General features: G+C 49.7%; 34 protein-coding genes. 27 read left to right on the plus strand and 7 right to left on the minus strand.

The window, feature by feature from the left end:
• The first annotated feature begins 19 nt into the window (after nucleotides 1-19).
• Entirely contained in the window at nucleotides 20-493 is a 474-nt protein-coding gene (locus I8U19_RS03365; RefSeq protein WP_052153829.1) for a PaaI family thioesterase, read from the plus strand.
• A gap of 12 nt (nucleotides 494-505) precedes the next feature.
• Entirely contained in the window at nucleotides 506-940 is a 435-nt protein-coding gene (locus I8U19_RS03370; RefSeq protein WP_052153828.1) for an NUDIX hydrolase, read from the plus strand.
• A 70-nt stretch (nucleotides 941-1,010) separates the two neighbouring features.
• Here I8U19_RS03370 and I8U19_RS03375 read toward each other — a convergent pair whose 3' ends face one another.
• Nucleotides 1,011-1,514, minus strand: coding sequence for a GAF domain-containing protein (locus I8U19_RS03375; protein ID WP_033099121.1), 504 nt, complete (start codon nucleotides 1,512-1,514; stop codon nucleotides 1,011-1,013).
• Nucleotides 1,515-1,854: 340 nt separating this feature from the next.
• Between I8U19_RS03375 and I8U19_RS03380 the strand changes: the two genes are divergently transcribed.
• The 4 genes from I8U19_RS03380 to I8U19_RS03395 all read left to right on the plus strand — a co-directional run bounded on the left by I8U19_RS03380 (nucleotide 1,855) and on the right by I8U19_RS03395 (nucleotide 5,171).
• Complete coding sequence (locus I8U19_RS03380) at nucleotides 1,855-2,985, plus strand: aminopeptidase (RefSeq protein WP_033099070.1); 1,131 nt, start codon at nucleotides 1,855-1,857, stop codon at nucleotides 2,983-2,985.
• Between the two features lie 13 nt (nucleotides 2,986-2,998).
• A complete protein-coding gene (locus I8U19_RS03385; RefSeq protein WP_198055194.1) occupies nucleotides 2,999-3,472 on the plus strand; it encodes a PTS sugar transporter subunit IIA in 474 nt (157 codons plus the stop codon).
• Nucleotides 3,473-3,622: 150 nt separating this feature from the next.
• Nucleotides 3,623-4,669 carry a M42 family metallopeptidase gene (locus I8U19_RS03390; RefSeq protein ID WP_033099120.1) on the plus strand — a complete coding sequence of 349 codons (1,047 nt, stop codon included), beginning with the start codon at nucleotides 3,623-3,625 and terminating at the stop codon, nucleotides 4,667-4,669.
• 19 nt (nucleotides 4,670-4,688) lie between these two features.
• Nucleotides 4,689-5,171: a PaaI family thioesterase gene (locus I8U19_RS03395; RefSeq protein WP_309485181.1), complete on the plus strand. Its 483-nt coding sequence runs from the start codon at nucleotides 4,689-4,691 to the stop codon at nucleotides 5,169-5,171.
• 260 nt (nucleotides 5,172-5,431) lie between these two features.
• Here I8U19_RS03395 and I8U19_RS03400 read toward each other — a convergent pair whose 3' ends face one another.
• The gene (locus I8U19_RS03400; RefSeq protein WP_033099068.1) at nucleotides 5,432-5,803 is read right to left on the minus strand and encodes a hypothetical protein; all 372 of its coding nucleotides are present in this window, start codon (nucleotides 5,801-5,803) and stop codon (nucleotides 5,432-5,434) included.
• 251 nt (nucleotides 5,804-6,054) lie between these two features.
• On the opposite strand from I8U19_RS03400, the gene I8U19_RS03405 reads away from it, so the two are divergent.
• Complete coding sequence (locus tag I8U19_RS03405) at nucleotides 6,055-6,333, plus strand: Fpa/YlaN family protein (RefSeq protein ID WP_033099067.1); 279 nt, start codon at nucleotides 6,055-6,057, stop codon at nucleotides 6,331-6,333.
• Between the two features lie 52 nt (nucleotides 6,334-6,385).
• Here the strand turns inward: I8U19_RS03405 and I8U19_RS03410 are convergent, their stop codons facing one another.
• Both I8U19_RS03410 and cax read right to left on the minus strand, forming a co-directional pair.
• Entirely contained in the window at nucleotides 6,386-7,282 is an 897-nt protein-coding gene (locus tag I8U19_RS03410) for a LysR family transcriptional regulator (RefSeq protein ID WP_198055195.1), read from the minus strand.
• Nucleotides 7,283-7,614: 332 nt separating this feature from the next.
• Nucleotides 7,615-8,676, minus strand: a complete 1,062-nt coding sequence (gene cax, locus I8U19_RS03415) for a calcium/proton exchanger (protein WP_198055196.1) — start codon at nucleotides 8,674-8,676, stop codon at nucleotides 7,615-7,617.
• Nucleotides 8,677-8,905: 229 nt separating this feature from the next.
• Here cax and I8U19_RS03420 point away from each other — a divergent pair, with 229 nt between their 5' ends.
• Together I8U19_RS03420 and I8U19_RS03425 are read left to right on the plus strand one after the other, a co-directional pair.
• Nucleotides 8,906-9,724, plus strand: coding sequence for an NYN domain-containing protein (locus I8U19_RS03420; protein WP_160173843.1), 819 nt, complete (start codon nucleotides 8,906-8,908; stop codon nucleotides 9,722-9,724).
• A 66-nt stretch (nucleotides 9,725-9,790) separates the two neighbouring features.
• A complete protein-coding gene (locus I8U19_RS03425; protein ID WP_033100977.1) occupies nucleotides 9,791-10,171 on the plus strand; it encodes an Asp23/Gls24 family envelope stress response protein in 381 nt (126 codons plus the stop codon).
• Between the two features lie 145 nt (nucleotides 10,172-10,316).
• On the opposite strand, the gene I8U19_RS03430 is transcribed toward I8U19_RS03425, so the two are convergent.
• Nucleotides 10,317-10,661 carry a YugN family protein gene (locus tag I8U19_RS03430; protein WP_033100978.1) on the minus strand — a complete coding sequence of 115 codons (345 nt, stop codon included), beginning with the start codon at nucleotides 10,659-10,661 and terminating at the stop codon, nucleotides 10,317-10,319.
• Nucleotides 10,662-10,837: 176 nt separating this feature from the next.
• On the opposite strand from I8U19_RS03430, the gene I8U19_RS03435 reads away from it, so the two are divergent.
• From I8U19_RS03435 to I8U19_RS03480, 10 genes are all read left to right on the plus strand, one after another.
• Complete coding sequence (locus I8U19_RS03435) at nucleotides 10,838-12,022, plus strand: M20 metallopeptidase family protein (RefSeq protein ID WP_198055197.1); 1,185 nt, start codon at nucleotides 10,838-10,840, stop codon at nucleotides 12,020-12,022.
• 43 nt (nucleotides 12,023-12,065) lie between these two features.
• Entirely contained in the window at nucleotides 12,066-12,512 is a 447-nt protein-coding gene (locus I8U19_RS03440) for a CBS domain-containing protein (RefSeq protein WP_033100980.1), read from the plus strand.
• A gap of 67 nt (nucleotides 12,513-12,579) precedes the next feature.
• Complete coding sequence (locus I8U19_RS03445) at nucleotides 12,580-12,957, plus strand: YhjD family protein (protein WP_198055198.1); 378 nt, start codon at nucleotides 12,580-12,582, stop codon at nucleotides 12,955-12,957.
• 84 nt (nucleotides 12,958-13,041) lie between these two features.
• On the plus strand, nucleotides 13,042-13,506 hold the full coding sequence (gene spoVAC / locus I8U19_RS03450) for a stage V sporulation protein AC (protein ID WP_152568543.1): 465 nt from the start codon (nucleotides 13,042-13,044) through the stop codon (nucleotides 13,504-13,506).
• A gap of 15 nt (nucleotides 13,507-13,521) precedes the next feature.
• Nucleotides 13,522-14,556 (plus strand): stage V sporulation protein AD, encoded by a 1,035-nt coding sequence (gene spoVAD, locus I8U19_RS03455; RefSeq protein WP_033100983.1) that lies wholly within the window; start codon nucleotides 13,522-13,524, stop codon nucleotides 14,554-14,556.
• Nucleotides 14,553-15,218 carry a GDSL-type esterase/lipase family protein gene (locus I8U19_RS03460; RefSeq protein ID WP_198055199.1) on the plus strand — a complete coding sequence of 222 codons (666 nt, stop codon included), beginning with the start codon at nucleotides 14,553-14,555 and terminating at the stop codon, nucleotides 15,216-15,218. The genes spoVAD and I8U19_RS03460 overlap by 4 nt, the downstream gene beginning before the upstream one ends.
• A gap of 102 nt (nucleotides 15,219-15,320) precedes the next feature.
• The gene (locus I8U19_RS03465; RefSeq protein ID WP_198055200.1) at nucleotides 15,321-16,166 is read left to right on the plus strand and encodes an SPFH domain-containing protein; all 846 of its coding nucleotides are present in this window, start codon (nucleotides 15,321-15,323) and stop codon (nucleotides 16,164-16,166) included.
• Nucleotides 16,163-16,348, plus strand: a complete 186-nt coding sequence (locus tag I8U19_RS03470; protein ID WP_198055201.1) for a type II toxin-antitoxin system antitoxin — start codon at nucleotides 16,163-16,165, stop codon at nucleotides 16,346-16,348. The genes I8U19_RS03465 and I8U19_RS03470 overlap by 4 nt, the downstream gene beginning before the upstream one ends.
• 76 nt (nucleotides 16,349-16,424) lie before the next feature.
• Nucleotides 16,425-17,522, plus strand: a complete 1,098-nt coding sequence (locus tag I8U19_RS03475; RefSeq protein ID WP_198055202.1) for a S8 family peptidase — start codon at nucleotides 16,425-16,427, stop codon at nucleotides 17,520-17,522.
• 77 nt (nucleotides 17,523-17,599) lie between these two features.
• Complete coding sequence (locus I8U19_RS03480) at nucleotides 17,600-17,959, plus strand: hypothetical protein (protein WP_033100987.1); 360 nt, start codon at nucleotides 17,600-17,602, stop codon at nucleotides 17,957-17,959.
• On the opposite strand, the gene I8U19_RS17480 is transcribed toward I8U19_RS03480, so the two are convergent.
• Nucleotides 17,944-18,078, minus strand: a complete 135-nt coding sequence (locus I8U19_RS17480; protein ID WP_255517803.1) for a hypothetical protein — start codon at nucleotides 18,076-18,078, stop codon at nucleotides 17,944-17,946. The genes I8U19_RS03480 and I8U19_RS17480 overlap by 16 nt on opposite strands.
• Nucleotides 18,079-18,200: 122 nt before the next feature.
• Between I8U19_RS17480 and I8U19_RS03485 the strand changes: the two genes are divergently transcribed.
• A complete protein-coding gene (locus I8U19_RS03485) occupies nucleotides 18,201-18,347 on the plus strand; it encodes a hypothetical protein (protein ID WP_160173844.1) in 147 nt (48 codons plus the stop codon).
• Between the two features lie 109 nt (nucleotides 18,348-18,456).
• Here the strand turns inward: I8U19_RS03485 and I8U19_RS03490 are convergent, their stop codons facing one another.
• The gene (locus I8U19_RS03490; RefSeq protein ID WP_198055203.1) at nucleotides 18,457-18,903 is read right to left on the minus strand and encodes a protease complex subunit PrcB family protein; all 447 of its coding nucleotides are present in this window, start codon (nucleotides 18,901-18,903) and stop codon (nucleotides 18,457-18,459) included.
• Nucleotides 18,904-19,038: 135 nt separating this feature from the next.
• Between I8U19_RS03490 and I8U19_RS03495 the strand changes: the two genes are divergently transcribed.
• The 7 genes from I8U19_RS03495 (at nucleotide 19,039) to I8U19_RS03525 (ending at nucleotide 25,928) form a co-directional block, all read left to right on the plus strand.
• A complete protein-coding gene (locus I8U19_RS03495; protein WP_033100990.1) occupies nucleotides 19,039-20,727 on the plus strand; it encodes a DNA repair helicase XPB in 1,689 nt (562 codons plus the stop codon).
• A complete protein-coding gene (locus I8U19_RS03500) occupies nucleotides 20,717-22,591 on the plus strand; it encodes a hypothetical protein (RefSeq protein ID WP_198055204.1) in 1,875 nt (624 codons plus the stop codon). The genes I8U19_RS03495 and I8U19_RS03500 overlap by 11 nt, the downstream gene beginning before the upstream one ends.
• A gap of 163 nt (nucleotides 22,592-22,754) precedes the next feature.
• Nucleotides 22,755-23,171, plus strand: coding sequence for a YlbF/YmcA family competence regulator (locus tag I8U19_RS03505; RefSeq protein ID WP_232330819.1), 417 nt, complete (start codon nucleotides 22,755-22,757; stop codon nucleotides 23,169-23,171).
• Nucleotides 23,172-23,336: 165 nt separating this feature from the next.
• Complete coding sequence (locus tag I8U19_RS03510; RefSeq protein ID WP_033100993.1) at nucleotides 23,337-23,582, plus strand: YlbG family protein; 246 nt, start codon at nucleotides 23,337-23,339, stop codon at nucleotides 23,580-23,582.
• Nucleotides 23,583-23,690: 108 nt separating this feature from the next.
• Nucleotides 23,691-24,911, plus strand: a complete 1,221-nt coding sequence (locus I8U19_RS03515) for an MFS transporter (RefSeq protein WP_198055205.1) — start codon at nucleotides 23,691-23,693, stop codon at nucleotides 24,909-24,911.
• 87 nt (nucleotides 24,912-24,998) lie between these two features.
• Nucleotides 24,999-25,532: a zinc ribbon domain-containing protein gene (locus I8U19_RS03520; RefSeq protein WP_033100995.1), complete on the plus strand. Its 534-nt coding sequence runs from the start codon at nucleotides 24,999-25,001 to the stop codon at nucleotides 25,530-25,532.
• 18 nt (nucleotides 25,533-25,550) lie between these two features.
• Nucleotides 25,551-25,928, plus strand: coding sequence for a YkvA family protein (locus I8U19_RS03525; protein ID WP_052154182.1), 378 nt, complete (start codon nucleotides 25,551-25,553; stop codon nucleotides 25,926-25,928).
• Nucleotides 25,929-25,991 lie beyond the last annotated feature (63 nt).

Genomic DNA, 25,991 nt, shown 5'->3' on the forward strand with positions numbered 1-25,991 from the left:
AAGAAGGGGAAAAGTACATATGACACTGGAAACATTGTACCAAGAATTGCAAGACCTGAATCCCAATGAAGTTCGGACCATTCACAAACTCGTCCAAGCCCTGAAACGAACCCGGGTCAGCCCTCTTGCTTTTGTCGAAGAGCTAATGAACTTTCAAGCGGTCGGCTATGACCAGGAAAAAGGCGTTTACGTGCATCGGATGCTGATTACCGATGAACTGAAAAATCGCTACAAAATCCTGCATGGCGGCATTACAGCCACATTTATCGACACGGCTATGGGTTCCACCATTTTCCATATGGATGAAGGAACCAAAGCTGTGACGCTGGATCTTAACGTGAATTTTCTGGCACCCGGAGAAAGCGGATGGCTGACCGCAGAGACAGCTGTCATCAAAAAAGGGAAAACGATTATCCTGTTGGAGACGAAAGTGACCGATGAACGGAAAAAGTTGATTGCCACAGCTTCTTCAACCTTTTTTCGATTACAGTAGGTGGAAAATCCGATGAACAAACCATATAAAATTGTTGCGAAAGCGATCATTTTTGATCATCAGGACCGAGTGCTCATCCTGCGCAAATCTCTGGAAGAAAGGCTGGCCAATGATACGCACGGCTGGGATTTTCCGGGAGGCGGGCTTGAGCCCAGTGAACCGTTGATGGATGCGCTGGCGCGAGAGGTGATGGAAGAGACCGGGCTGCAAGTGAAAGTGGTGGCACCGGCCTACATCTATGATGAAATTCAGGAAGATAAACACCTGATTATCGTGAAATTTGCCTGTGACAAGCCTTTGGGCGAGTTAAAGTTAAGCTCGGAGCATGATCACTATTTCTGGGTTGAGCTCCATCGCTTGAACGAAGCGGAATTTCCGGAGTGGATGAAAGAAGAAATCCGCCGTGCTTACCGGATCTATGCCGATTTTCGGGGAATTCAGCAATAGGCATGTTTCCCTCTGGTTTTTGGCCAGAGGGTTTTTTTTCGGGTTTGCAAGATTTTCTCTTCCGACCTGATCAAGCTCTGGTCAGCGGGGACCAGTCGGTTCCTTCGACCAGGATGCGGGCATATTGCTCCAAATACGTTTGATCTTCCGGGGTAAAACGGGCCGTTACCGGACTGTCGATATCGAGAACGCCGATCAGGACTCCGTCTGCCTTCAGCGGGATGACAATCTCCGAGCGGGAGGCCGCATCGCAGGCGATATGGCCCGGAAATGCAAATACATCTTCGACCAGCTGCGTTTTCTCTTCTTTTACTGCCGTGCCGCAAACACCCCGTCCGACCGGAATGCGGACGCAGGCGGGTTTTCCGTTAAAGGGGCCGAGAACAAGTTCATTCCCTTTCAACAGATAAAAGCCTGCCCAGTTCACATCGCTCAGAGTGTGATACAGATGGGAAGCGCAATTGGCCAGATTGGCCATCCAGTCTTTTTCACCCTCGATCAGATGCTTCAATTGTTTCAAGATCAGCTCATAGCTGGTTTTTTTATCTCCTTCAACACGTTCAAAAGCAAACATGATATATTTCCCGATCCTTTCCGTAAATGTTAAAATAAAATCGTTCACACGACTGCAGTAAAGCTTTCTCGTGCTATTGTACACCTGCGGATTCAATCTGAAAAGAGGGTATGCGGTGTGCATAACTTGTGAATTTACGGACTAGAAAGAATTTTGGGAAAGGTAGCGATTCGTCATAAATGCCTTTCTGTGGCATTAATTGGATAATGAGTGCCACCCTATCTATTGATTAAAATGGAAGCATTTTAAATTATAGTCATCTCGTGATAAAATAGTAGCGTCGTTTAAACGTTCGTTGTTTTTTGCAAAGGGAATACATATTAGAAGGAGATGTTTTCCAATGCGTGATCCTCGTATTTCCAAATTAGCTAAAATATTGGTTGAACATTCTTGCCGGGTTCAACCGGGAGAACGTGTTTTAATTGATATTTTTGGAAAGGAAAGAGAGCTGGTCCGGGCTTTGATCGCAGCGGTATATGAGGCGGGAGGGTACCCGTATGTGCAGCTGAATGACCATGTTGTCACCCGTGCACTCTTGCTGGGAACATCGGAAGAACACATGGAAACCATGGCGAAACATGCCCTGAACCAGATGAAATCGATGGATTGCTATATCGGGGTGCGCGGAAGCGACAATGTGAGCGAGCTGTCTGACGTGCCGGAAGACAAAATGAACCTCTATGCCCGGATGTTCAATCATCCCGTACATAGCGAACAACGGGTGAAACATACGAAGTGGGTTGTGCTTCGTTACCCCAACTCCGCCATGGCACAGCTGGCCAACATGAGTACGGAAGCATTTGAAGACTTCTACTTCCGCGTCTGCAATGTCGATTATGAACGGATGGCCAAAGCGATGGAGCCTTTGGTGAAACGGATGGAGCGGACAGATCAGGTTCGCATTGTCGGACCGGGTACGGATCTCACTTTCTCGATCAAGGATATTCCGGTTATCAAATGCGCCGGGGAGTGCAATATCCCTGATGGTGAAGTTTATACCGCACCGGTGAGGGATTCGGTCAATGGCGTGATCACCTTTAATACGCCATCGGTCTATCAAGGGGTCACCTTTGAAAACATCCGCTTTGAATTGAAGAACGGAAAAATCATCAATGCCACCGCGAATAATACCGAACGGCTGAATCAGATTTTGGATGCTGACGAGGGTGCGCGCTACATCGGTGAATTCAGCCTGGGCGTCAACCCGCACATCAACCATCCGATGAAAGATACCCTGTTTGATGAAAAAATTAACGGAAGTTTCCATTTCACTCCGGGTCAGGCCTACGAGGAGGCAGACAACGGCAACCGGTCGTCCATCCACTGGGATCTCGTCTTGATCCAGCGCGCGGATTACGGCGGAGGCGAAATCTATTTTGACGGGGAACTGATCCGCAAAGACGGGCTGTTTGTGGTCGATGACTTAATTCCGCTCAACCCGGAAAATTTAAAGGCAAGCGAATCTTTTTAAGGAGGAATCGGGTTTGTTCTGGAGACGCAAAAAGTCGGTTGAAATTGCCGCCCCGCTAACAGGGCGTTACGTTCCGCTCGAAGAGGTGCCCGATCAGGTTTTTTCGCAGAAGATGATGGGCGACGGATTTGCGATCGAACCGGAAAAGGGCGAAGTATATGCTCCGGCAGACGGTGAAATCACCAATCTGTTTCCGACCAAACACGCGATTGGAATCAAGACGAAAAACGGCTTGGAAATCCTGATTCATGTCGGCATCGATACGGTGGAATTAGAGGGAGGATTTACGGCATATGTATCGGAAGGAGATCGGGTTTCGGCCGGCCAGAAATTGCCCGATTTTGATATGGAGAAGATTAAAAACAGCGGGAAACCTCTGATCACGCCCGTTATTTTTCCGGAATCGGCGGCATGGTCACTGGAACTCTGTGCAACCGGTTCTCTTCAGGCAGGAGAAACCGTCGTCGCCAGAGTGGAACAGAAATGAGAACCGCTCCTGATTTAATCAAATGATGCGGATGCAAATCCCGGCCGGATTTGTGCTGGCGGAGTGATGGATGTTCTACGGCTTCCTTCTCAGACAATATAGAAGGAAGCCGTCTTCTTTCGACATTAAAAGGGAAGCGAGGTTTTGGTGATGATTTCATTTCCTGAGGAGACTGTGCTTCAAACCCTGATTCAATTATTGGAAATCCACAGTCCGACAGGCAGGGCGGAAAAAGCGGTCGATTACATTCATTCCCGGTTGAAGCAATCCGGTCTAAATGCGATGCTTACAGCCAAAGGCGGATTAATCGTCACGGTTCCGGGAGAAAACGACCAGGTTCATCGACTGGTTACCGTCCATGTGGATACGTTGGGAGCCATGGTGAAGGAAATCAAGGAGAACGGCCGCTTGCGGTTAAGTAAAATCGGGGGATTCGGCTGGTTTTCCGTCGACGGGGCTTATTGCCGGGTGGAAACGAGGAAAGGCCGGATGTTTTCGGGGACGATCCTTGCTTCCCATACATCGGTCCACGTTTATGCTGATGCGGAAGAGCAAAAAAGATCGGATGAGCACATGGAAGTCCGGTTGGATGAGCGGGTGAAATCGGCGCAGGATGTAAAGGCACTGGGAATTCGCGTCGGCGATTTTGTATCTTTTGATCCGCAGGTGGTGACGACAGAGGCGGGATTTATCAAAGCGCGTCATTTGGATGACAAAGCGAGTGCGGCCATTCTGCTTGAACTGTTGCTTTACTTGCATGAGTCATCCGTCCGGTTGCCGCACACAACCCATTTCTTCTTCAGCAATTTTGAAGAAGTCGGATTTGGTGCAAACTCCAGCATTCCGCCGCAGGTCCGTGAATATTTGGCAGTGGATATGGGCGCGATCGGTGAAGGACAAACGACGGATGAGTACTGCGTTTCCATCTGTGCCAAAGACGGAAGTGGTCCCTATCATTACGGACTTACGACCAAACTGATCGAAATAGCCGAAAGAGAAGGAATCTACCATCAGGTTGATTTGTACCCCTTTTATGCTTCCGATGCCAGTGCGGCGGTTCGGGCTGGCTATGACATGATGCATGCCTTGATCGGGCCGGGCGTCGACGGTTCTCACGCCTATGAACGCACACACCTCGAAGCTTTGAAAAATACCTATTTGCTCTTATATCACTATTTGTTGTCGCCTTCATTGTAAAGAAAGAGGGGGATCAGGGATGACGTTGGCGGATGAGCTGCGGGAAGTATTGGAAAACGGGACGGAAGAAGAAAAAGAAGTGCTGGCATTGGCCTTACAGGCGATCCGGCAGAAACGGGAACGGAACAGCGCCTATCTCTCCGGCTTTCTCGGTTTGTCCGGCCGGTTTATCGAAGAGAAAGTATACGAATTTCGCGTGCCGATTACCCCGTTTATGTTGAATCGCCGCGGCATTGTGCACGGAGGGATCGCGGCGACGCTCGCTGATTCCACGATGGGCTCCTGCATCAACCGTCTGCTTCCCGAAGGTTCGGGAGCAGTAACAGCTGAACTGAAGATCAATTATTTAAAACCGGGGACGGGCAAAATGCTCATTTCACGCGCGGAACTGCTCCACCTTGGCCGGACGCTGGCTGTTCTCAATTGTGAAATTACCAACGAGAAAGGGAAGCGAATCTGCTATGCGACAGCGACTTTTTATCTGTTGCCAAAGGGAAAGTGATATTCGCCTTTTATGGCGGACGGCATCTTGGTGAAAGGCAAGTCTGACCTGCCTATATGATCCAATCGTTTTTTGATATGAAAGGGATATAAAAAATAGCAGGCTGGTTGCCCGCTGAGGCTGTCGACAAGTTCAGGCGGAAGGGGATTGGTGCTTTTTTGTGCGACCTTTGCGGCGAAGGGGGCCGGGAGCAGAGGAAGTACCAAGAAGGGACTTTGTCAACAAGCTGGAGCGAGCCGGTTGCCTGCTTTTTCTCTTTCTCACATACTGGTTACTTCCAGTTCGGTCAGATGGGAAACCGGGTTCTCTTTGTTGCTGCCGTCTGCCAGATACAAAAGGGCCGGGCCGCCTTCGCGAATCGGTTTATTTTCCTTGGCAAAACACAAAAAGGAAGTTTGCGCTTGTTCCATTGTCAGGATCACTTTTTCTCCCACCGAACGGTGAAGAATCACGTGGGTTGCGTCTGGAGCGGGCCCGGCGTTATTCAGAAAAGGCGCGAGTTCCATGGCCAGCCCCTCCGTTCCGGGGATGCGATCGCTTAAAGAAAAACGGCGGTCATCGATGATCCAGATCGTCGGATCGAGATTGATTTTGAACTGAACTTTTCCGGTTATGAGAATAACGGAACTCATAGCGATCACCTGTTTCATAAAATATTTGATCATGCCCTATTCATTATAGCGAAGTTTGGCGTTGCAAAAAACAGAAGAAGAGACGGTGACGGAGAGAACAGCGTTGCTGGGACGGGGGGACGCAGCCGTGACAGGATGCAAGTGTTTTGCAAAAGCAGGAGGATCGTGATACACTATGATTAGTATTAGTGTACAGGTATTAGGGCCGTTTTCCGCAATCCCGAGTAGAACGGTCGATGGGGGGGTTTGCGTTGACCACACCGACACAGACCGATTTAAATCTGCGCGCGGTGCAACTCTTAAATGAAGATGCAGAAAAAATTGCTCAATTGATTTCGGTTCAATTGGATAATTTAACTTTGCCGAAATGTCCTTTATATGAGGAAGTTTTAGATACACAGATGTTTGGTTTATCCCGGGAAATCGACTTTGCTGTTCGTGCCGGATTGATCACACGTGAGCAAGGTCAGCAGATTATTCATGATCTTGAACGAAAACTTGCGGATTTATATGCAAAAATTCTTCCATGATTCCTGAAATCAAATAAAGATTACGATCGTAGACTCCTTGTGGGAGTCTTTTCTATTCTTCCGATTCGACAGGATAAATCCCGCTGATATCATGGATCAGCTGGCGAATTGCGCGGGGCAGGTAGCGCCTTTTCAGAAAATAGAGAAAAACGGGGAGCGTATGCTCAAACTGGGTTACCCGGATGTGGCGCAAGCGGAAATCTCCGCTGCCCAGGGCGAGTCCGGGGATCAGGGCGGTGCCGAAACCCTCTGCAACCAACCGCTTGATTTCTTCAACGCTGGACAGCTCGATTTGGATATTTAGTTCAATTCCGTATCTTCTCATGATCTCGTTCAGGAGATCCCGTTCGGTGGTTGCACCGGCAAATGAGATCATCGGCAGCTTATCCAACTCTTTCAAAGGGAGAAAAGACCTTTTATTATTTATAACTGGCCGGGTCGCTGAGTCAATCAGGGTAAAGGAATCGTAAAACAGTGTCTTTTTTTCCACTTGGGAGGGCAACGGGGAATAGGAATAGGCAATCCCCAGTTCGATTTGCCCTTCCTGAAGCAGCTTCATCATCTTTTCCGTTCTCAAGTTAAGGATTTTGAGCGGAAGCCCGGGGCTGCCCGTTTGGAAATATTTCGAGATGCGGGAGACAATCGCCAAAGACAGGCAGGCAGTCGTCCCGATCGTTACGGGGCTATGGGCTTTCTCTTTTTCTTCGGTAATCACTTCGCGCCCCTCTTGCATCAAATCAAGAATTTTTTGCGCATAAGGATAAAAGAGAACACCGCCGGCCGTCAGTTTCACTTGCGACCGGTAAAAGAGAGTGGTTCCCAATTCTTCTTCCAGGCTGCGGATCTGTGCGCTGACGGCAGGTTGGGTTAAGTTCAGGGTTTCCGCCGCGTGCCGGAAGTGACGCTTACGGGCCACTTCGATAAACGTGATCAATTGCTGTTCATTCATGTTTGTCACCCCTTTAATTCATTTTTAAATTTTAAAACGAGATGATCACGCCGGACAGGAACCAGGCAACCTCGTTTCTATGGAAGATTGGTGCTTTCGGAAAGGATGACGGCATGCAGAATGCCATTTTGACGTTTGGTGTGGTGATCACTGTTTTTAAAATGGAATTATCATTTAAAAAGTGTATTCATATTTAGTATTAAATTATTTCATTATTAATTTATAGATTCCTGCCGGGTAATTTTGAATAAAAAACGATCATGTCCGGTTCCGTTGCACCAAGAAAGGCCCTTCCGCACTTTGGCGAAAGGGCCTTCCCGTGTTCAGGGGGATCAGACGACAAAAAAGACAGTTCCCAAGATGATGTAAACCAGCACCAGCAGAATTCCTTCATACCAGTTGGTAGATCCATCACGGGAGATCGAGGAAGCGATCAATGAGGCCACGGCGATTGCCGCAATTTCGTAATTGCTGAAGATGATGTTCATGGGATTGCCGAATAACAGGCTGACAAAGACGAGAACCGGAGCGACGAACAAGGCGATTTGCAGGCTGCTTCCGACGGCGATTTCAACAGCCACTCCGATGCGGTTTTTCATCGCCATAAAGACGGCGGCACTGTGTTCGGCAGCATTTCCGATAATCGCAATCAGGAAGGCCCCGATGAACAATTCCGACCAGCCCAGCGCTTTGGCTACAGATTCCACACTATGTACAAGCCATTCGCTCTCGATGGCGACGAAGACAGTGGCGATCAGCAGGAACAGGAGTGATACGCCTTTGGACCAGTCCGGTTCTTCATGCTGATCCAAATCAGGCATGCCGTCCACTTTATCCCCCAGCTCTTCTTTATGGGTGACCAGGGAAAAATAGAGCCACAGAAAATATCCGATGATCAGGACAATGGCGATGACGACGCTGACCATGCTGATTTCGCTGCGGGTGAGACCGTGCATAAAGACGGCAGGGATAAACAGGGCGATGACCGCCAGCATCATCAATGAAGCGTTATGACCGGCTAAGAGTGGATTGAATTGCTGAATTTTGAATTTCAATCCGCCGGCGAATACGCTCAGCCCGAGCACGAGCAGCAGATTTCCGATGATCGAGCCGGTAATGCTGGCTTTAACCATGTCGAACAATCCGGCTTTCACCAGAAAGATGGCGATAATCAGCTCCGCCGCGTTACCGAAGGTGGCATTTAACAGCCCGCCCAGCCGTTCGCCGGAATATTGGGCCACGCTTTCGGTCGCTTTCCCCAGAAGCGCCGCCCAGAAGAGAAGGGACAAACAGGCACTGGCAAATTGAAAAGGCTGATTGTGGGTAAAAAAGTGTGCTCCCGCACTGATGATTGTTGTGAGAAGGAGCAAGGCAACAAACCACTTTTTCTTCAAAATGTTCACCTCTTAATTTTCGTTTGTCAAAAACAGGAAACAAACCTCTCGATGGAAAAAGTGTGAACAACATATTAAATAATCCTCAATTTAGCATACGAAACAATCGAAATATGTCAAATCCTATCAAAGTAGATTGCAGACTGTTTTAGCCGATTTTGGAAGGAATACTCTCCCAAGGATCGAAATAATTAAATATGCTTGAATGATTAGAAAGGAGGTAGAATGGTTGAATGGCAGGGTAAAAGATACAGCGATCTTTATTGATTTAGAGAATGTTTACTACGGTTTGAAGAAATATCACATGGATCCTGACCATCCCGATGAATCACACAACCTGTTTTTGCGCCTGCAAGACCATTATGGCAGAGAATCGATCCGGATGATTGAGGCATATGCCGATTTTGAGCAGTTGGATTTGTCCATGATGAGCCTCCAGAAAAAAAGAGTTCATGTGCATCAGGTATACGGAAACGGCAGAGACGGCAGGGACCGGAAAAACGCGGCAGATATCCAGCTTTGCCTTGACGCCATGGAAGTGCTTTACCAGATCCCGGAGATCAGCACCTACATTATCGTCAGTGCAGATCAGGACATGATCCCCCTCCTGGACCGGCTATGGTCAAAGGGAAAACGGGTGGAACTTTTTTGCCTCTGTGATGAAAGTTTGTCCCGTTCGGCCGGGCTGCATGAATTCTGCGATAACACCCACAATTTATTTGAATTTCTCAATATTCACCAATTCCAAAATCTCTCCCGTGTCGACCGGCTCATTCATAACGCGGTCGTGCAAATTTATGAGTGGTATCACGATCCCAATAATATTGGGAAGAGTTATGGAAGCACTTGGATAAAGAATGATTTTATTCGCAAATTTCATTTGGATGAGCTGGAAGCCAACCAATTGTTTTCAAAATTGTTAAAAGGGAAATATATTATACCTGTGGAAATTGAGATGGATTCCAAAACATATTACGGGTACAAAGTGAATCTGACCCATCCTCAGGTACAAACGATGGTGAAAATCGCAGGATACAAAGTGAGCTAGGCCTGGGACTGCTTGTCTTCCGTGTGATGTTCCGATGCGATTTTATGACAACGAGGGGGAAAACAAATGGCAGATCTTCAAGGTGGAACGCTGCGCATTGCCGATGATGTGGTCGCTGTGATCGCCGGGTTTGCGGCGAGCAAGACAAACGGCATTGCCAGCATGTCAGGCGGGATGGCCGAGGGACTGGCCAAACGCGTCAGCGGCAAAAACATCACTAGAGGGGTCAACGTTCAGGTTGGAAAATTGGAGGCGGCAATCGATCTTCGGGTGATTGTGGAATACGGGGTGAAAATTGACGAGGTGTGCCGGAATCTGCAACAAAGGGTGAAAGAAGCCGTTGAAATGATGACCGGCCTGAAAGTGGTAGAGGTGAACATCAAAGTGGACGGGGTGGAGCTGGGGGAATTTCACGATTCGAAGGCTGCGGAAAACAAAATAAAATGAGGAAAGAGGGTGAGGATCGAAAGCACCCTCTTTTTTTGCCTTGGTGCAGCAGGCGGCATCCCTGCGGTTCCTGCCACCCCGGTATTTCACTCCGTTTTCATCCCGGGGGTGCCGGCAGACCGTCATCGTTTTGCAGCAACGATGGTCAGCCGTTTAACGCTTTTTCCAGTTCTTCCAGTTTGGCGTTTACCTGTTGCCGTAACGATTCGGGAACCTCTGCTGTTTCATCGATACCGTGCGGGAAAAAGTGGCGCACAAAGACCGGGGTTCCGATTTCCAGAAGTGCTTTCGGGTGTTCGAGACGTTTGTCATTGATTACATCTGCCCGCAAGCGCAAGAAATAATCAATTTGATCAGACGTATATTTCAAATCATAAGTGACTTTCTCATAATCCCAGGACCAGCGGACAAACCCCAATTTTTTCATGATTTTTTCCATTTCGCCGAATTCTTTCTTGATACCTTTGGTTTTTATGTGGTTAAAAATCATCTGGGCGCCTCCCTTTGCATTTCACACCGAATTGAATCATTATTTATGATAGTACGATTACCCATGTAAGCGCAACCGATCGGGGGTGACAGAAGTCCGAAATTAGAGAAACATGAGTATTCAAAAAATATCCGCTGCCGCTTCAGTTCGTGTGCCAATGAAAAGGGGAGAGATAAATGGAGAGGATAAAAGAGCGAATTGCGGAAATTTATCCACGGATGGTTGAGTGGCGCCGGGATTTTCACCGTAACCCCGAGCTTTCATTTAAGGAAAAGGAAACCGCGCAAAAAGTGGCTTCCATTTTGAAAAGCCTCGGTCTGGAAGTGAGAACGGGAATCGGCGGGCATGGCCTTGTCGGACTTCTCCGCGGAAAAGGGCCGGGGCGAACTGTCGCCTTAAGATCTGATATGGATGCACTGCCGATTCAGGATGAAAAGGATTGCTCCTACCGGTCACAGGTTCCGGGAGTGATGCACGCCTGCGGACACGACGGGCATATGGCCACTTTGCTCGGGGCAGCTGCCGTCTTGATAGAGCTCAGGGAGCAATGGGACGGTTCCATCTTGTTTTTGTTTCAGCATGCGGAGGAGTTGTTGCCGGGCGGTGCGGTGTCCATGATCGACGCTGGTGTGCTGGACGGGGTTGATGCCATTTTCGGCGTCCATCTGTGGACTCCTCTGCCTTGCGGGGTCATTGGGATTCGCAGCGGGGAACTGATGGCATCCGCCGATTCCTTTGAAGTGGAGATCATCGGCAAAGGCGGACATGGCGGACTGCCGCATGAAGCGGTTGATTCAGTGGTGATTGCATCCCATGTAATTGTCCAGTTACAGACGATTATCAGCCGCTGTCTCAATCCCCTGGATTCAGGCGTCATCACGGTCGGTCAAATCGAAGCCGGCAATGCGTTTAATGTGATTGCTGAGCGTTGCCGATTTTGGGGAACGGTCCGTGCCTTTAAGCAAGAGACGCGCGAAGCGATCGTGGCCAGGATGGAAGAAGTGATTCAGGGGGTTTGCCGGATGTTTGGAGCAGATTACCGGTTTGATTATACCTGGGGATACCCTCCGGTTGTCAATGAGCCTGCCGCCACTGACATATTGGCCGAGTCCGCCAAGGCGATTGTCGGGGAGCAGGGGGTCTGGCAAATCGATCCGGTGATGGCAGGGGAGGATTTCGCCTATTACCTGAAGCAACGGCCGGGAGCATTTTGCTTTGTGGGCGCCGGCAACACGGAGCGGAATATCACGGCTCCCCACCATCATCCCCTTTTTGATTTCGATGAAGAAGCGATGAAAATCGGGGCGGAATTGTGGGTTCGGACGGCTATGCGGTTTCTTGGAAGCGGAAAGGGAGAATGAGAATCCCCCGTTTGGTTACCATAAGGCTCAGGGGGGATCTTTGATGCACACGTTGCGTGAGATTATGACGACTGATGTGGAATACGTTACGCCGCAGGACAATGTTTTTGAGGCAGCTTCCAAAATGCGGGCATCGAATGTTGGGATGGTTCCCGTAGTGGAAAACGGCGTCTTGAAAGGAGTCATTACCGACCGCGACCTCGTTGTGCGCGGAATCGCCGGCAAACAGCCCAATTCCGGTTCGGTGGCTGACATTATGTCCACTTCCCTGGTGACGGGAACTCCGGACATGACGGTGGATGAAGCGGCGAGAATAATGGCTGAAGCACAAGTTCGCCGGTTGCCGGTCGTGGAAAACAACCGCCTGGTCGGTGTCGTGTCGATTGGGGACATGGCTGTACGCGAGCAACATCAAGATGAAGCGAGCCAGGCTCTCAACGAAATTTCAGAAACGCATAATCCGAATGCATCAAATGATCTCAAGTCATAACCCGAAAGGTAAAAAGCTGCCGGTTGACCCGGCGGCTTTTTACGTCAAGGGAAGGACGTGTGCTGTGATGATTTCCGGCGAAGAATATGAGTCTTTCCTGACCTTGGTCAAAAAAACGGCCATTTTGCAGGTGCTTGCCCTTGTCTTGCAGGCCGATTACCGGACCGTGGCCCGTTCCCCCTGCAAACTGAAGGAAATTTGGTTGGAACAAATAAGGAAAATGTCAGAACGTCTGGCGGAAAAAGAAAGCGAGAGCAGAAAAGCGCTGAGGCGAATGGGCGGGCGAATCATTGCGGTGAAACAAACACCGGACCATCGTGAGATTGAAGCGGAACTGCACGGGTTTCTCTATAAAGAAAAGTTGCTGAACGAGTGGATCAAAGTCGAATGCATGCGGGAAGCGCAGACCTTGCTCGGCGAAGCGTACGGAGTGCAGTCAGAATAGCAGGGAGGCATTTTTTATGATGCATAAAGAGAGTGGGAAGGCGCACTCTAAAAACGGACAGATCGAAAAAAGGGGGCGATGGCGATGGAAAAGCACAGACAGAAGGAAAAGGAATTGGCTTATGAAAAAATCGCAAACAAACATCGGCCCAAGCCTAAAATATGGATGAATTCCCTGAAAGCTTTTGTGATCGGCGGATTGGTCTGCGTACTTGGCCAGGCGCTCATGCTGATGTATATTCACTGGTTTGGGTTTAAACCGGAAAAGGCCGGCGATCCGACCGCAGCCACACTGATCTTTATTTCCTGCCTTTTGACCGGGCTGGGAGTTTACGACCGGATCGGTCAATGGGCCGGCGCCGGATTGGCCGTACCGGTCACGGGATTTGCCAATTCGATTGCTTCGTCGGCGCTGGAACACCGGGCTGAAGGCTATGTTCTCGGAGTAGGCGGAAACATGTTTAAGCTGGCAGGGGCAGTGATTGTGTTTGGAACGCTGTCCGCCTTTGTGATCGGTTTGATCTATACCTTGACCGGACTGGTGAGATGACATGGGGGAGACGAAATGACAGGAACCAAGCTGATTGGAAAAAGCACATGGGAATTTCAAAATGATGTTCGCGTCCTGTCCAGTGCTGCCACAGTCGGCCCGATGGAAGGGGAAGGATTGTTAAGGGAGAGTTTCGATAAAATTTATCCGGATCTGTATGCCGGGGAAGAAACATGGGAAAAGGCGGAACGCAAAATGCTTGAGGATGCCGTTTCCCTTGCCATAGAAAAGGCAGGCCTGACCCCGGAACAAATCGATTTTTATCTTGCCGGCGATTTGCTGAACCAAAACATTTCCGCCTCGTTTTCCGCCAAAACGAACCAGATTCCGTTTCTCGGCGTATACGGCGCCTGTTCCACTTCGATGTTGTCTTTGGCTTTGGCGGCGGTATTGGTCGATGGCGGCTATGCCCGTCATGTGATCGCCGGTGTGAGCAGCCACAATTGTACAGCAGAAAAGCAGTACCGCTATCCGACAGAGTATGGCGGACAAAAGCCGGAGACGGCCCAATGGACCGTGACCGGGGCAGGTGCCTGCTTGTTGGGGCGTTCGGGTGACGGCCCGGTTGTTCGCTATGCCACCGTTGGCAAAGTAACCGACCTGGGCGTGAAAAATCCGATGGATATGGGTTCTGCCATGGCGCCGGCGGCCGCGCAGACGATTCAAGCGCATTTTGCCGATACCGGCCGATCCCCTGAAGATTATGACTTAATCGTCACCGGGGATCTTGCCAAAGTGGGATTGCCCATCGCGCGGGAGCTGCTGAAGAATGCTGGCTTTGAGATGGGGGAACATTTTGCGGATTGCGGGTTGATGATTTATACCCAGAAGCAAGAAACATTTGCCGGCGGCAGCGGGTGTGCATGCAGTGCTGTCGTAACCTATGGGCATCTGTTGAGAGAAATGATGCGGAACAAGTGGAAGCGCATCCTGGTAGTCGCGACCGGTGCCTTATTGAGTACCGTTTCATACCAACAGGGGGAAGCCATTCCTTGTATAGCGCATGCGGTGGCTTTTGAAATGGAAGAAGGGAAGGAAGGAAAGGCATGAACGAACAGCGGATCTCACCTGTCGCTTATCTGGCCCTGGGAGATTCTCTCACGGAGGGGATTGGAGCCAGTAACCCTTCCGCACATTTTGTTGCCCAATATTTTCAGCATTTGCGGCATTCAAACCAATGTTATGTGCGGAATTTTGGAATTTCCGGTATGACCTCTGACGAACTGCTATCCTTGGTGAGCAACCCTGCGATGATTCGCCTGTTGCCTAGAATGACGCACATTACCATCACCACCGGGGGATGCGATTTCATTTCGCTTTATGAAAATAATGAGTTGACTCTGAGAAAAATTATGAAGACAACCCATAAACTTCAGGATAATGTCAGGAAGATGCTTACGCTGATGCGCAGAGAAAATCCGGCGGCGGTGCTTCGTGTGCTCGGATTTTATATTCCTTTGCCAGCTTATGAAATCGGCGTTGGCAAAGCCTCATTTCTCATCCAATCCCTTAACCGTGCCTTGGAGAAAATCTGCAACCCGTTCGGAGCCAAACTGATCAACCCGTTTGATGTTTTTTTAAATCGCAAAGAATATTTCAGCGATGAAGTACACCCGAACCAGACGGGATATGATGAGCTTGCCAAACTCTTCATCTCAACTGTCCAAACCCGCACTGATGCATTGCCATCTCTGACACCGCTTACTCAATGACCATTTTCCATTCCTTCGCCGAGCCCTTTTTCGGCCGCAGGAATGGATTTTTTATTATCATAATGATATCATATAGATAACAAATTGATAAGGGGGCAGCGCATGACACGCACTGAAGAGAGAGTTGCATGGAAGGCAAATGGATTTTTGTTTTTGTTGCTCGAAATTTTCTTGCTTTTGGCCGGAGCCGGACTCGTCATCTACGGGATTGGGATCATTTTTCTGGTGGTGGCCGTTCTGCTTCTCCCCGGATTCGTTATGATTCAGCCGAATGAGGCCCGCGTTCTCACCTTTTTTGGCAAGTATGCCGGTACGATTGCGGAAGATGGGTTTTTTTGGGCGAATCCTTTCGCATCAAAAAAGAAAATCTCCCTGCGCGTACGCAATTTTCACAGTGATAAACTGAAAGTAAACGATGCTGATGGAAACCCGATTCTGATCGGCGCTGTGATTGTATGGAAAGTGATCGACTCCGCCAAAGCGCTTTTCGATGTGGAGGATTTTAACGTTTTTGTGGCGATCCAGAGCGAAACCGCCATCCGCTCCCTGGCCAGCCGTTACCCTTATGATCGCCATGACCAGTCGCTTCCTTCGTTGATGGGAGCGCCGGAGGAAGTGGCGGAAAATCTGTGCACCGAGCTGCAAGAGCGGCTGAAAATCGCCGGAGTGGAAATTTTGGAGGCGAGGATCAGCCATTTGGCTTATGCTCCCGAAATCGCCCAGGCGATGCTTCGCCGCCAACAGGCGCAGGCGGTGATTGCAGCCAGGCAGAAAATCGTAGAAGGTGCGATCGGCATGGTGGAAATGGCGTTGGACCACATCGAAAAGAAGGGCGTCGTCGAACTGGATGAGGAAAGAAAAGCTGCGATGGTGAATAATCTGATGGTCGCCTTGGTATCTGAAGGAGAGACGACTCCGGTAATTAATACCGGAACCTTGTTTACATGAGTACCAACAAAAAGCGGTTTTTGCTGAGAATCGATCAAGGGCTTTACAATATGATAGAAAAATGGGCGGCCGATGAATTTCGAAGTGTAAATGCACAGATTGAATTTCTATTAAAAGATGCGGTGAAGAGGGCGGGCAGAATTCCCTCAAGCAAGTCAAAGAAGCCGGATGGCGAAACTTAAAATCAACTAAATACTTACCAATCTAGTCCAAGCAAAATCACCCTTTTATTCATAACTAGAATAAAGGGGTGATTTTATGTCAGCTGTTTCACCGGAAGGACGTTATACGTTTGTTTTTCGTTCAGTTGCCAAACCTGAAATCGTGAAACAAGCCGGGGGACAGATTCACCATGTCGGAAAATATTCTTCCACCGTTACGGCATCGTTTAAATCCTCGAAAAATGCCTTCAAATTGAAAAAGGACCCGGATTTAATCAGTATACAGGAAGACCGCTTGCTGCGGCTGCCTTTTTTCAAGATCGAAAAAGTGTTTTCAGCCTCCCGCAGGATCAATGACAAAAGGGCCGTCAACAGCCAGGTGCTGACCTGGAATGTCGCAAGGGTCCTCGGGAAACGCAGATTGAACAACGGTACGGGAGTGCGGGTGGGGGTCATTGATACCGGGCTCGACTTTCATCATCCGGATCTGGCTTCAAACATTAAAGGCGGCGTAAATGTTCTTTCACCTTTTCTGCCTCCGCAAGATGATAACGGCCACGGGACCCATATTGCCGGAATCATCGGGGCATTAAACAACCACTTTGGCGTGGTCGGGATCGCCCCGAAGGTATCTCTTTACGCGATCAAGGTATTGAATTCTGCAGGACACGGAACGATTTCCAATTTGATTAAGGGAATTGAATGGGCGATTGCCAATCGGATGCATATCCTGAATATCAGCATCAGCGGCGGGCAAACGATTCACCCGGCCTTGGCGCAAGCGATTGCGGCAGCCGTAAGCAGGGGGATTTTGATTGTCGCTGCCGCAGGGAACAATGGAAATGCGTCCGGAAAAGGCGATACCGTTTCGATCCCGGCAAGGATATCCCCGGTGATTTCCGTGGCGGCGCTGAATAAGTTAAACCGTCGGGACTCGTATTCAGCCACCGGAAAAGTGGATATCGCAGCGCCGGGAACGGGGATCTTGAGCACTTATTTCTACAGCCGTTATGCGGTGTTGAGCGGAACCTCGATGGCCGCAGCCCATGTGACGGGAGTTCTGGCCATCTATCGGGCTGCTTTTCCCAGGGCGACTTCGGCCGAGTTGAAAGCCATGCTGTATCACCGGGCGATCGATCTGCCGCCGGCGGGGCGGGATCCGCTTACCGGAGTAGGACTGGTGCAGGGGCTGTAGGAAGAGGGTTTCTCTCATAAGGCAGGCCGGGCGGGCATATATTGGTGGTGTATCGTCAGATCAAAGGAGGGACAGACATGGATTACGGATATTACCAACCGGGTCCGGTTGGCTTCCGAAATTATCCTGCTTACACATACGGGTTTATCCCGTATTATCATTACCATTATACGCCTGCCGGTTCCGGATGTTGCGGAGGGCAAAGCATGACCTCTGCTTATCTGCCGCCTTATGGTGCATGGCATCCCTGGATGATTCCCACACCTCCGGTTCACGCACAAGGTTTTCCGGGAGCGGCGATCCCTCCGCAAGGCCCGGGGATGATGCCTCCTCCTCCACAACCAGCGTATTCCGGCACGGAAAAACCGGTATGGGAGTCGCCGGAATCGCCGGAGTCCCCATGGCTGAGAGCTTATGAAAATCAAAAGCGGTCATGATGGATCGTCGCAACAAACGGGCTCCAGCCGGAAAGTGACAGGTTGACCCGAATTCCGTTTTTCGGAAAGAGATATATACCGTTTGCGATGCATGGATCGATCATACGGGAAGCATGCACGCTTCCTCCCCTCCCAACTGTTCCCCCCGGCTGCCGGTCGGAGGGATTTTTTAATGGGAAAAAGTGAAAACGTAAAACCGGAAGGAGTGGGAACAATACGGATAACGAGGAGGGAAGCTGAAATGATTTGTTTTAAGATACCGGATGTAACGTATCCAACACACGAACCTGAAATTTCCCAGCCGTATTTTCCGGAAATCATGACACCATATGAACCGGTCAAGGATCCATATGAACAACCGCATCAGCCTGAACAGCCGAAAAAATGACATCATCGATCATTTGTACTTATCGCTTTTTTAGGGATGCAAGGGATATAAAACTGCTTGAAAAAAGGAAGCGGAACCCTTTTCACAGGGAATTCGCCTCCTTTTTTTGTCAGCTTTGTGCCCATTTCACTTCTAAATGCTGCACCGGCTGTTTGGCGGAAAAAGTGATGATAATCGAAGGGTGGGTGATCACCTGTGCGGCAAAGCTTCCTTTCGCCGGAGTTTTTTCCGTGGCATATACCGTTACGGTATTTCCCCGGCGGACAACTTGGTCAACGGTGATGGTGTACCCGGCCGTTTTCCGTTCGCCCAGGGTAATCAAAGCGAAATGTCGGCTATCTTCGTGAAACAGAACAGCCTGTTTCTTCGGTGTCGCCAGTTTTTGATTCACTTGCTTCTGAATCTCTTCCGGCAGCCCGGAAGGTTCGATGGTATGAAAAGTTATATTTTCTTTGGGTTCTTCCATTTTCAGTCCTCCTGTTAGTCCGGGGGCATCTGCGATTTGACAACTGGTCATGAGCAAAAGAATCGGCATCAGAGCGATCAGCTTGCGCATCCTTTCTCCTCCAAGCTTGGTTTGTTGTATGAAATAGACGATGAAGAAGAGAAAAAGTTGCATGATTCGACAGAGTATTTTGCAATATCAATAGCTTTTCAGCCGTTAGGAAAAAATAGAGATGGAGGGAAAAGAATGTCAGAAAAAAGTTTGCTGAAAAAGGGGCTGATCATTCAGCACGACGGTACCGTTTTATTGGAAAAAATAGCGGACAGCGGAAGTGAACTGAGTTTGAAACTCAACCGCTTTGCGCAAAAGGTACGAGAAACGGAGCAGCTTGTCACTTTTCGTTTAACGCCGTTTACCCTGTGGCAAGCGGCAGCCTCCGGGATGTCGGCCAAAAGTCTGCTGGAATGGCTGCGCTCGCACAGCAAATTTCCGTTGACCGGTGCATTTGAGCGGCGGGTGGAAGAAACGATCAACCGGTTTGGGCAGATTCGACTGCAACGAAGAAAAGAGCACACCTTTGCACTGGTTGGTGCATCTCCTTCCATTTTCCCACAAATCCTGACGCATTTAAAGCGGGAAACTGTACCCGTACCGGAAAGTGAGCGGGCATTCATATTTCCCATGCATTCACTTGGAGCCGTAAAGCAGGCATGTGTTGCCGCCGGATATCCGCCACTGGACGAAACCGGCTTTGCCGGAGGGGAATCGCTTTCCTTTTCGCTTTCTGAACATGATCGTTTTCGCGGTTTGCGTCCCTATCAGCAGGATGCGCTCGAAGCGTATTTTGCCGAAGGAGCGGACTGGTATGGCGGGGGAGTAATCGTATTGCCATGCGGTGCGGGAAAAACGGTTGTCGCGCTGGCGATCATGCAGCGGGTCGGGAAGGCGACTCTAATATTGACGCCGAATGGCACGTCGGCGAAACAATGGGTGCGTGAGATATTGGATAAGACGGATTTACGGGCGGATGAGGTGGGGGAGTATACGGCGACGGTCAAACAGATTCGCCCGGTGACGGTGACAACTTACCAGATGTTGACTCATCGGGATGGAAAGGATGCATCATTTCCGCATATGGAACTGTTGCGTTCGCGTGATTTTGGCTTTGTGATTTATGATGAGGTTCACCTGCTGCCGGCTCCGGTTTTTCGCCTGACCGCCGAATTTCAGGCGAAACGCCGGTTGGGACTGACGGCGACACTCGTGCGGGAAGATGGGAAAGAAGAGGATGTGTTTTCCCTGGTCGGGCCGAAGCTTTACGAAGGATCATGGAAAGAATTGGAGAGAAACGGATGGATCTCTGAGGCGGTGCTGCGGGAGATTCGCATTCCCTTTGACCCTGACTGGGAAACCGCTTATCAAAAGGCGGACCAGCGGCAGAAGGTGCGATTGGCGGCGGAAAATCCGCGAAAAATTCCGTTGATCGAGGAGATTATCAACCGGCACCGGGATGAGCAGATCCTGATCATCGGACAGTATTTGCGTCAACTGGATAGAATCTCCAGACGGTACGGATTTCCTTTGATTACGGGGAGTATGCCCGCAGATAAAAGGGAGGCGTGGTATCGCCAGTTTCGCCAGCGACGTATCCGGGTGCTGATCGTTTCCAAGGTGGCCAATATGGCGGTTGATCTTCCCGATGCCAGTGTCGCGATTCAAATTTCCGGCACATTCGGCTCCCGGCAGGAGGAAGCACAACGGCTTGGACGCATATTGCGCGTCAAGGAAACAGGGAGTAAAGCTTATTTTTATCATTTGGTGACGAAGGATACGGTCGACCAGGAATATGCCTGGCGCCGGCAGAGCTATCTTGCCGAGCAGGGATACCGGTATGAGGTGATCGATATGGAAAGGGAGTGCCGGCATGTCAGATGATTTGTGGATTTGTTTGGAATCGCTGAACGAAGAAGAAATCAGGCGGATCGGCAATCTCCATTCGGTGGCCGATCCTGACCCCGGGGCTCTCGCCGGGCGCATGACTGATCCGGCTTATTTGCGCCGCTGTTTCCAGCAGATGCCGTCGGAGAAGCGGGCCGTTTTGCTTTATTTTTTGTTCGCCAGCCAAAACGGGGTGATCAGAGAAAGGGAGATTCCCAGGGAGCAGCAGAAGTTCGGGCTCAAAGCCTGCCGAAGGAAAATATCGGAATTTTTTCGGGGAGGCTGGATATTTCCCGTGCGAAATCAGTTTCACGAACGGTTGTACTATCTTCCGGCTGAGCTGAGGCGGGCATGGATTGCGGCGCTTGCTGCCGGCTCCCTGCCAAAGCCGGTAAACGCCGCTTCCGTTATGCATTGTTCCGAACCGTCGGCAGGGATTTGGCAGGCGTTTTTCCACTTTTTGTTTATGCTGGAACAGGAACCGCTGTTGTTGACAAAAACGGGGCAGATTCCCAAAAAAGAGGCGCAAAAGCTGGATGTGGAGCTGGATTTGGATGCATCTTCCCTGAAGGAGACAAAATGGGGGAAACAGGATGAGTTGCCGCCATGGATCTCCTTTTTGCTCGAACTGAGTCAGCTGCTCGGTTTGACAGAGCGAACAAGCCAATCCGTCAGAGTGCGGCAGATGAACTGGCAACAGTGGCTTCAGCTCTCTTTTGACCAAATGATGAGAATCCTCTATCAGGCTGTTTTTAATCTGCTCACCGCCGAAAGGAACGGCTTGCATGGTTATTTGCAACTGCTCGAATGCCTGGAGGCGGAGAACTGGTACGCTTTGAAAGAGATCATTTGCTTTTTGTCCGAATGGGATCTCCCCTTTTTTTCTCCTGCGCTCCTGGAGCATCTGGAAAAGCAATTGATCGATCCGCTCGTGGCCATGGGCTGGATGGAAAAAGGACAATCAGGCTCAAGCGAAACTTATTTTCGCTGGCTGGAACTCCCGCCGAAGGGTCAGGTGCCGGATGAAGTGCCTTTTTACATTGAACCCCACATGGAAATATACCTTCCTTATTACTTTCCTCTTCCGCAACGTTATGTCTTGGCTCAGGCCGCTGACTTCATGGGCGGAGACCGGATGCTCATCTATGAGTTGAATGAGCGTTCCGTTCAACGGGCAAGGCGGTATGGCCTGACCGGAGAGGATTTGCTCAGCTTGCTGGCCGCCTGGAGCGGGACGGAGGTGCCCGAACCTGTAAAGGAACAGGTGATTCACTGGTTTCGCCAAGCTCCGTCGATTCTGGCTGAGTCTGCTTTCCTGCTGCATGGATCGCCGGAGAGACTGGACCGATGCCGCCGGATATTGGAGAAAAAAGGAATCAACATACCGGAGTTTACCGGGGAGCGGTTGATCATTTCCGCTGCCGATTTTGCTGCGGCGCAGGCTGCTTTGCAGGAGAGCGGGCAGGAAGTGCAACAAATGCACCATTCTCTCCACGGCAACGATGAACGAAACATCAAGCATGTGGATTGGGGCCGGTTATTGTCTCCCTTAAAGGAGTGGCGTGTGGAAACGCATTGGCCTTCCGGGCTGGATATGCGCTCAAATGCCGACAAACTGCCCAAAATTTGGACGAGCGGCCTGCGGGCATACGGGCGCGAAATGGTAAAAGAGATGGTAAAACAAAGCATTCATTATGGTTTTGCGCTGAAGATGGAATATCAGGGCGACCTGATCACAGTCAGTCCGCAAAAGGTTGAGTACTGCGGGGGAGATTGGCTGATGCACGCAAAAGTGGGAAAGGAAAAAAAGTTCTATCCGCTTGGGAGGATTTCCCGCGTACAAGTCATGGTGGAGCAGTGAATGGATGGATTTGTCCCTTTGCGTGCTTGTGAAATGTGAGCTGTCCGGCAGTTGGCAGGTTGCCGTTCATGGCCGGGCAGGGAAGCCGTTCTATTTTTTCCTTCTGCCAAACAGTGGGATTCATCCGGAAACTGCTATACAATAAAGGTGGAGGGAATCGATGATGAATACACTGGACATGACGGAAATATTGCTGGCAGCCTATCGTTTGGCAGATCAGATAAATAATTCCCAAGAAGTGCAGCATTACCTGGAATGCAAAAAGAGGATGGAAGAGGATCCGGAAGCGCAAAAAATGATCAGGGAGTTTCAGAAACTGAAAGACCGATACGAAGAAGCACAGCGCTTTGGCATTTTTCATCCCAATTATCATGAAGCTAAGGAGGCGGCGCTTTCTTACCAGAAGAAACTGCGCCAGTACCCCGTTGTTCGCGACTGTTTCGAAGCGGAAGAACGATTGGATCAATTGCTCCACGCGGTTTCCCTGACGATCGCCCGCTCAGTCTCCCCGTCGATCAAGGTTCCGGGCAATGATCCCGAACCGGGTGTAAAGAAACTGCGGCGCGCATGCGGCCGGTAAATGGCCGCTCCTGTTCACCTGTCCATTCTAATTTTGGTGGTCTGTTGATTGAATTCCGTTTTCCGGAATGGTACGATAATATTGGGTGAATTTTTCGCCTGTTACCCCAAACCAACGTGTAAGCGCCCTTTCGGACATGTTTTTAGAAAAGGAGCTACAAAATCAATGGATATTGTGGAAAGATTAGGTTTAGCTGTTTGGGTAAAAGATTTAAAAGCAGCTCGTTCGTTGGGACGCCTGGGAAATATTCATTATATCTCCAAACGATTAAAATATGTTTATCTTTATGTGGACGGAAAGACGTCAGACCAAGTGATCCGCCGGATCGAGAAACTGCCGTTTGTTAAACGCGTGGAACCGTCACAGCGCATGAACATTTCGCTTGAGTTCAGCAGGCCGGTTCATTCGTAAAGGCCTGATAAATTTGTTGATAACTGCCAACTCCAAAGGCAGTTTTTTTTTCTTTTGATATTTCGTTCACCGAAATATATAATAGTGACTTGAGGAGATGAAGGTTCCATGGCCTGGTGGAAAAGAAACCTATATATTTTGATGGTGTCGCAGTTTCTCGTGATGAGTGCCATTTCCATGATTATGCCCTTTTTGCCGCTTTATCTGCAGCAAATGGGGCTAAAGGATCCGAAGACCGTTCAGCTTTGGGCGGGCTTCATTTTTGGAGTCAACTTTTTATCCCAATTTATTGTCGCGCCGATCTGGGGGAGTCTGGCTGACCGTTACGGGCGCAAGCCGATGATTCTCCGCTCGGGGTTTGGGATGGCGGTGACCATCTTTTTGCTGGGATTGGCCACCTCACCCATCCAGCTCTTTTTCCTGCGCATGCTCAACGGGATGATTTCGGGCTTTATTCCGGCCTCGATATCTCTGATGGCCACCAATACACCGAAAGAAAAAGTGGGCTACGTATTGGGGATGATGCAGGCCGGGCAAGTGGCCGGTTCAATCCTGGGGCCGTTTATCGGCGGCCTGTTGGCAGAATTGATCGGTTACCGCGATATTTTCTTCCTGACTTCGGCAGTCCTGGCCATTGCCAGCTTTGTGGTTCTCTTCCAGGTGAAAGAAGAGTTCCAGGCAAGTCCGAAACAGAAAAATGAAAGCTTCTTTAAAGACGGAGCCTTCATTTTGCGGCAGCAACCGCTGCTGATTTTGTTTTCTGTTGGGATGCTGTTGCAATTTGCCATGATCGGTCCGTCGCCGCTCATGTCTTTGTTCGTTGAAAAGCTGAAGGTTCCGGGAGGCTATATTTCCTTCTTTGCCGGTTTGGTGACGGCGATGACCGGATTTGCCAATATGCTGTCCTCCCCATTCCTGGGCAAATTCGGCGACAGGTTCGGTTCAGAACGGGTTTTGTTTGTCGCTCTGATCGGTGCGGGGATTATCTTTATTCCGCATATGTTCGTACAGAATGTGTGGGAATTGCTGCTCCTGCGCTTCCTGTTGGGGCTGTTCGTCGGAGGATTGCTCCCTTCTCTCAATACCTTGATCCGCAAAAATGCTCCGGAAGAGAAGGTAAGCACCGCGTACGGATTCTACCAGAGTGCGGTAGCCCTTGGAAATATGCTCGGTCCGGTCACCTACGGGATTTTGTCGGGGCCGATCGGTATTCCAGCCACTTTCCTGCTGACGGGAATTCTCCTGCTGTTAAATGCGCTATGGCTCAAGCACGGATTTAAAGAAAAAACGTCGCTGTCGAAGAAAAATTTAATGAAGTCGTCAGCTTGAAGAAGTGTTCACCTGATTTTTGCTTGTGGGCCAGCCGAAGAGTCCTTAAAATAGACATCAGGGATGTCTGGATAAGGAGCGATTCGTTTGAGTTTTTTACAGGATTTGAAACAAAAGCTGGAAAAAGGTGTGGAAACCGCCGGCCAAAAATCGCAAAAAATGATTGAAATCAGCCGGTTAGCTCTGCGTATCAAAGGGAAAAAAGAAGACATTGAACGACAGGTTCAAAAGCTGGGCTGGGAAGTGTATACACACTGGGAAAAGACGGGGGAACTGAGACTGAACGAGTCGATTCATCTTTCGCTTCAGGGAATCCGCAGTCAGCAAGAGCAGCTTTTTGAACTGCAAAAAGAACTGGAAGAAGTGAAAAAGGCTGATATCGTTCCGCGCAGACAGGCAGAGAAAGTGAACCTGGTGATCGCCGAAACGGAAGTGGAAGCTGTACGGCCTGAAGCTGTACGGCCTCATGAGGAAACGATCTTGCTCGGGCCTGTTTCTCCGATTCAGCCGAGCGCCGATGAACGGAAAATCCCTGCGGTTGTCTTTCTTTGCCCGTTTTGCGCCCATCAGGTATCCGATGAGGCCACTTTTTGCAACCATTGCAACGAGAGGTTTTATTGAGCAAAGGAGGCGGATTGATTGCAGGGAAAGAACCGGAAGATCGTCCAAACCCTCAAGAAATTAAAACAGCGTTCGTTAACCGATGAAGGGGAACGGACGGTCCTGGATCAGTTTAATCAAAAAGTGGAGCGCGCCGGTGGCATTGAAGCGTTGATCGAGAAGCTGAAGGTGATGTATCAATATTTTCGGGATCCGCATGTGAGCAAAACGAAAAAGGGACTGGTGGGTGCGGCCCTTTTGTATTTTATTTTGCCGACGGATGTGGTTGCAGACTGGATTCCCGTTGCTGGCTACCTGGATGATATGACGGCAGCCCTCTTAGTTTGGCGTTTGCTTTCGAAGGAACTGGAGCTTTTTGCGCAAAAATCGATCCAAAATGACTCTGCCAAACGGTAAGAAATCAGCTTTTTAGGATAAAGTTGGTAAAAAGCTGATTTCTTACTTTTTTTATTCTTGCGG

Origin of the sequence: Thermoactinomyces sp. CICC 10523, assembly GCF_016055105.1 — a bacterium.
Classification (GTDB): domain Bacteria; phylum Bacillota; class Bacilli; order Thermoactinomycetales; family Thermoactinomycetaceae; genus Thermoactinomyces_A; species Thermoactinomyces_A daqus.

Coding starts and splice junctions, on each gene's coding strand:
- I8U19_RS03365 (WP_052153829.1), top strand. CDS start 20: ATGACACTGGAAACATTGTACCAAGAATTGCAAGACCTGAATCCCAAT.
- I8U19_RS03370 (WP_052153828.1), top strand. CDS start 506: ATGAACAAACCATATAAAATTGTTGCGAAAGCGATCATTTTTGATCAT.
- I8U19_RS03375 (WP_033099121.1), bottom strand. CDS start 1,514: ATGTTTGCTTTTGAACGTGTTGAAGGAGATAAAAAAACCAGCTATGAG.
- I8U19_RS03380 (WP_033099070.1), top strand. CDS start 1,855: ATGCGTGATCCTCGTATTTCCAAATTAGCTAAAATATTGGTTGAACAT.
- I8U19_RS03390 (WP_033099120.1), top strand. CDS start 3,623: ATGATTTCATTTCCTGAGGAGACTGTGCTTCAAACCCTGATTCAATTA.
- I8U19_RS03395 (WP_309485181.1), top strand. CDS start 4,689: ATGACGTTGGCGGATGAGCTGCGGGAAGTATTGGAAAACGGGACGGAA.
- I8U19_RS03400 (WP_033099068.1), bottom strand. CDS start 5,803: ATGAGTTCCGTTATTCTCATAACCGGAAAAGTTCAGTTCAAAATCAAT.
- I8U19_RS03410 (WP_198055195.1), bottom strand. CDS start 7,282: ATGAATGAACAGCAATTGATCACGTTTATCGAAGTGGCCCGTAAGCGT.
- I8U19_RS03425 (WP_033100977.1), top strand. CDS start 9,791: ATGGCAGATCTTCAAGGTGGAACGCTGCGCATTGCCGATGATGTGGTC.
- I8U19_RS03430 (WP_033100978.1), bottom strand. CDS start 10,661: ATGATTTTTAACCACATAAAAACCAAAGGTATCAAGAAAGAATTCGGC.
- I8U19_RS03435 (WP_198055197.1), top strand. CDS start 10,838: ATGGAGAGGATAAAAGAGCGAATTGCGGAAATTTATCCACGGATGGTT.
- I8U19_RS03440 (WP_033100980.1), top strand. CDS start 12,066: ATGCACACGTTGCGTGAGATTATGACGACTGATGTGGAATACGTTACG.
- I8U19_RS03445 (WP_198055198.1), top strand. CDS start 12,580: ATGATTTCCGGCGAAGAATATGAGTCTTTCCTGACCTTGGTCAAAAAA.
- spoVAC (WP_152568543.1), top strand. CDS start 13,042: ATGGAAAAGCACAGACAGAAGGAAAAGGAATTGGCTTATGAAAAAATC.
- spoVAD (WP_033100983.1), top strand. CDS start 13,522: ATGACAGGAACCAAGCTGATTGGAAAAAGCACATGGGAATTTCAAAAT.
- I8U19_RS03460 (WP_198055199.1), top strand. CDS start 14,553: ATGAACGAACAGCGGATCTCACCTGTCGCTTATCTGGCCCTGGGAGAT.
- I8U19_RS03465 (WP_198055200.1), top strand. CDS start 15,321: ATGACACGCACTGAAGAGAGAGTTGCATGGAAGGCAAATGGATTTTTG.
- I8U19_RS03470 (WP_198055201.1), top strand. CDS start 16,163: ATGAGTACCAACAAAAAGCGGTTTTTGCTGAGAATCGATCAAGGGCTT.
- I8U19_RS03475 (WP_198055202.1), top strand. CDS start 16,425: ATGTCAGCTGTTTCACCGGAAGGACGTTATACGTTTGTTTTTCGTTCA.
- I8U19_RS03480 (WP_033100987.1), top strand. CDS start 17,600: ATGGATTACGGATATTACCAACCGGGTCCGGTTGGCTTCCGAAATTAT.
- I8U19_RS03485 (WP_160173844.1), top strand. CDS start 18,201: ATGATTTGTTTTAAGATACCGGATGTAACGTATCCAACACACGAACCT.
- I8U19_RS03490 (WP_198055203.1), bottom strand. CDS start 18,903: ATGCGCAAGCTGATCGCTCTGATGCCGATTCTTTTGCTCATGACCAGT.
- I8U19_RS03495 (WP_033100990.1), top strand. CDS start 19,039: ATGTCAGAAAAAAGTTTGCTGAAAAAGGGGCTGATCATTCAGCACGAC.
- I8U19_RS03500 (WP_198055204.1), top strand. CDS start 20,717: ATGTCAGATGATTTGTGGATTTGTTTGGAATCGCTGAACGAAGAAGAA.
- I8U19_RS03505 (WP_232330819.1), top strand. CDS start 22,755: ATGAATACACTGGACATGACGGAAATATTGCTGGCAGCCTATCGTTTG.
- I8U19_RS03510 (WP_033100993.1), top strand. CDS start 23,337: ATGGATATTGTGGAAAGATTAGGTTTAGCTGTTTGGGTAAAAGATTTA.
- I8U19_RS03515 (WP_198055205.1), top strand. CDS start 23,691: ATGGCCTGGTGGAAAAGAAACCTATATATTTTGATGGTGTCGCAGTTT.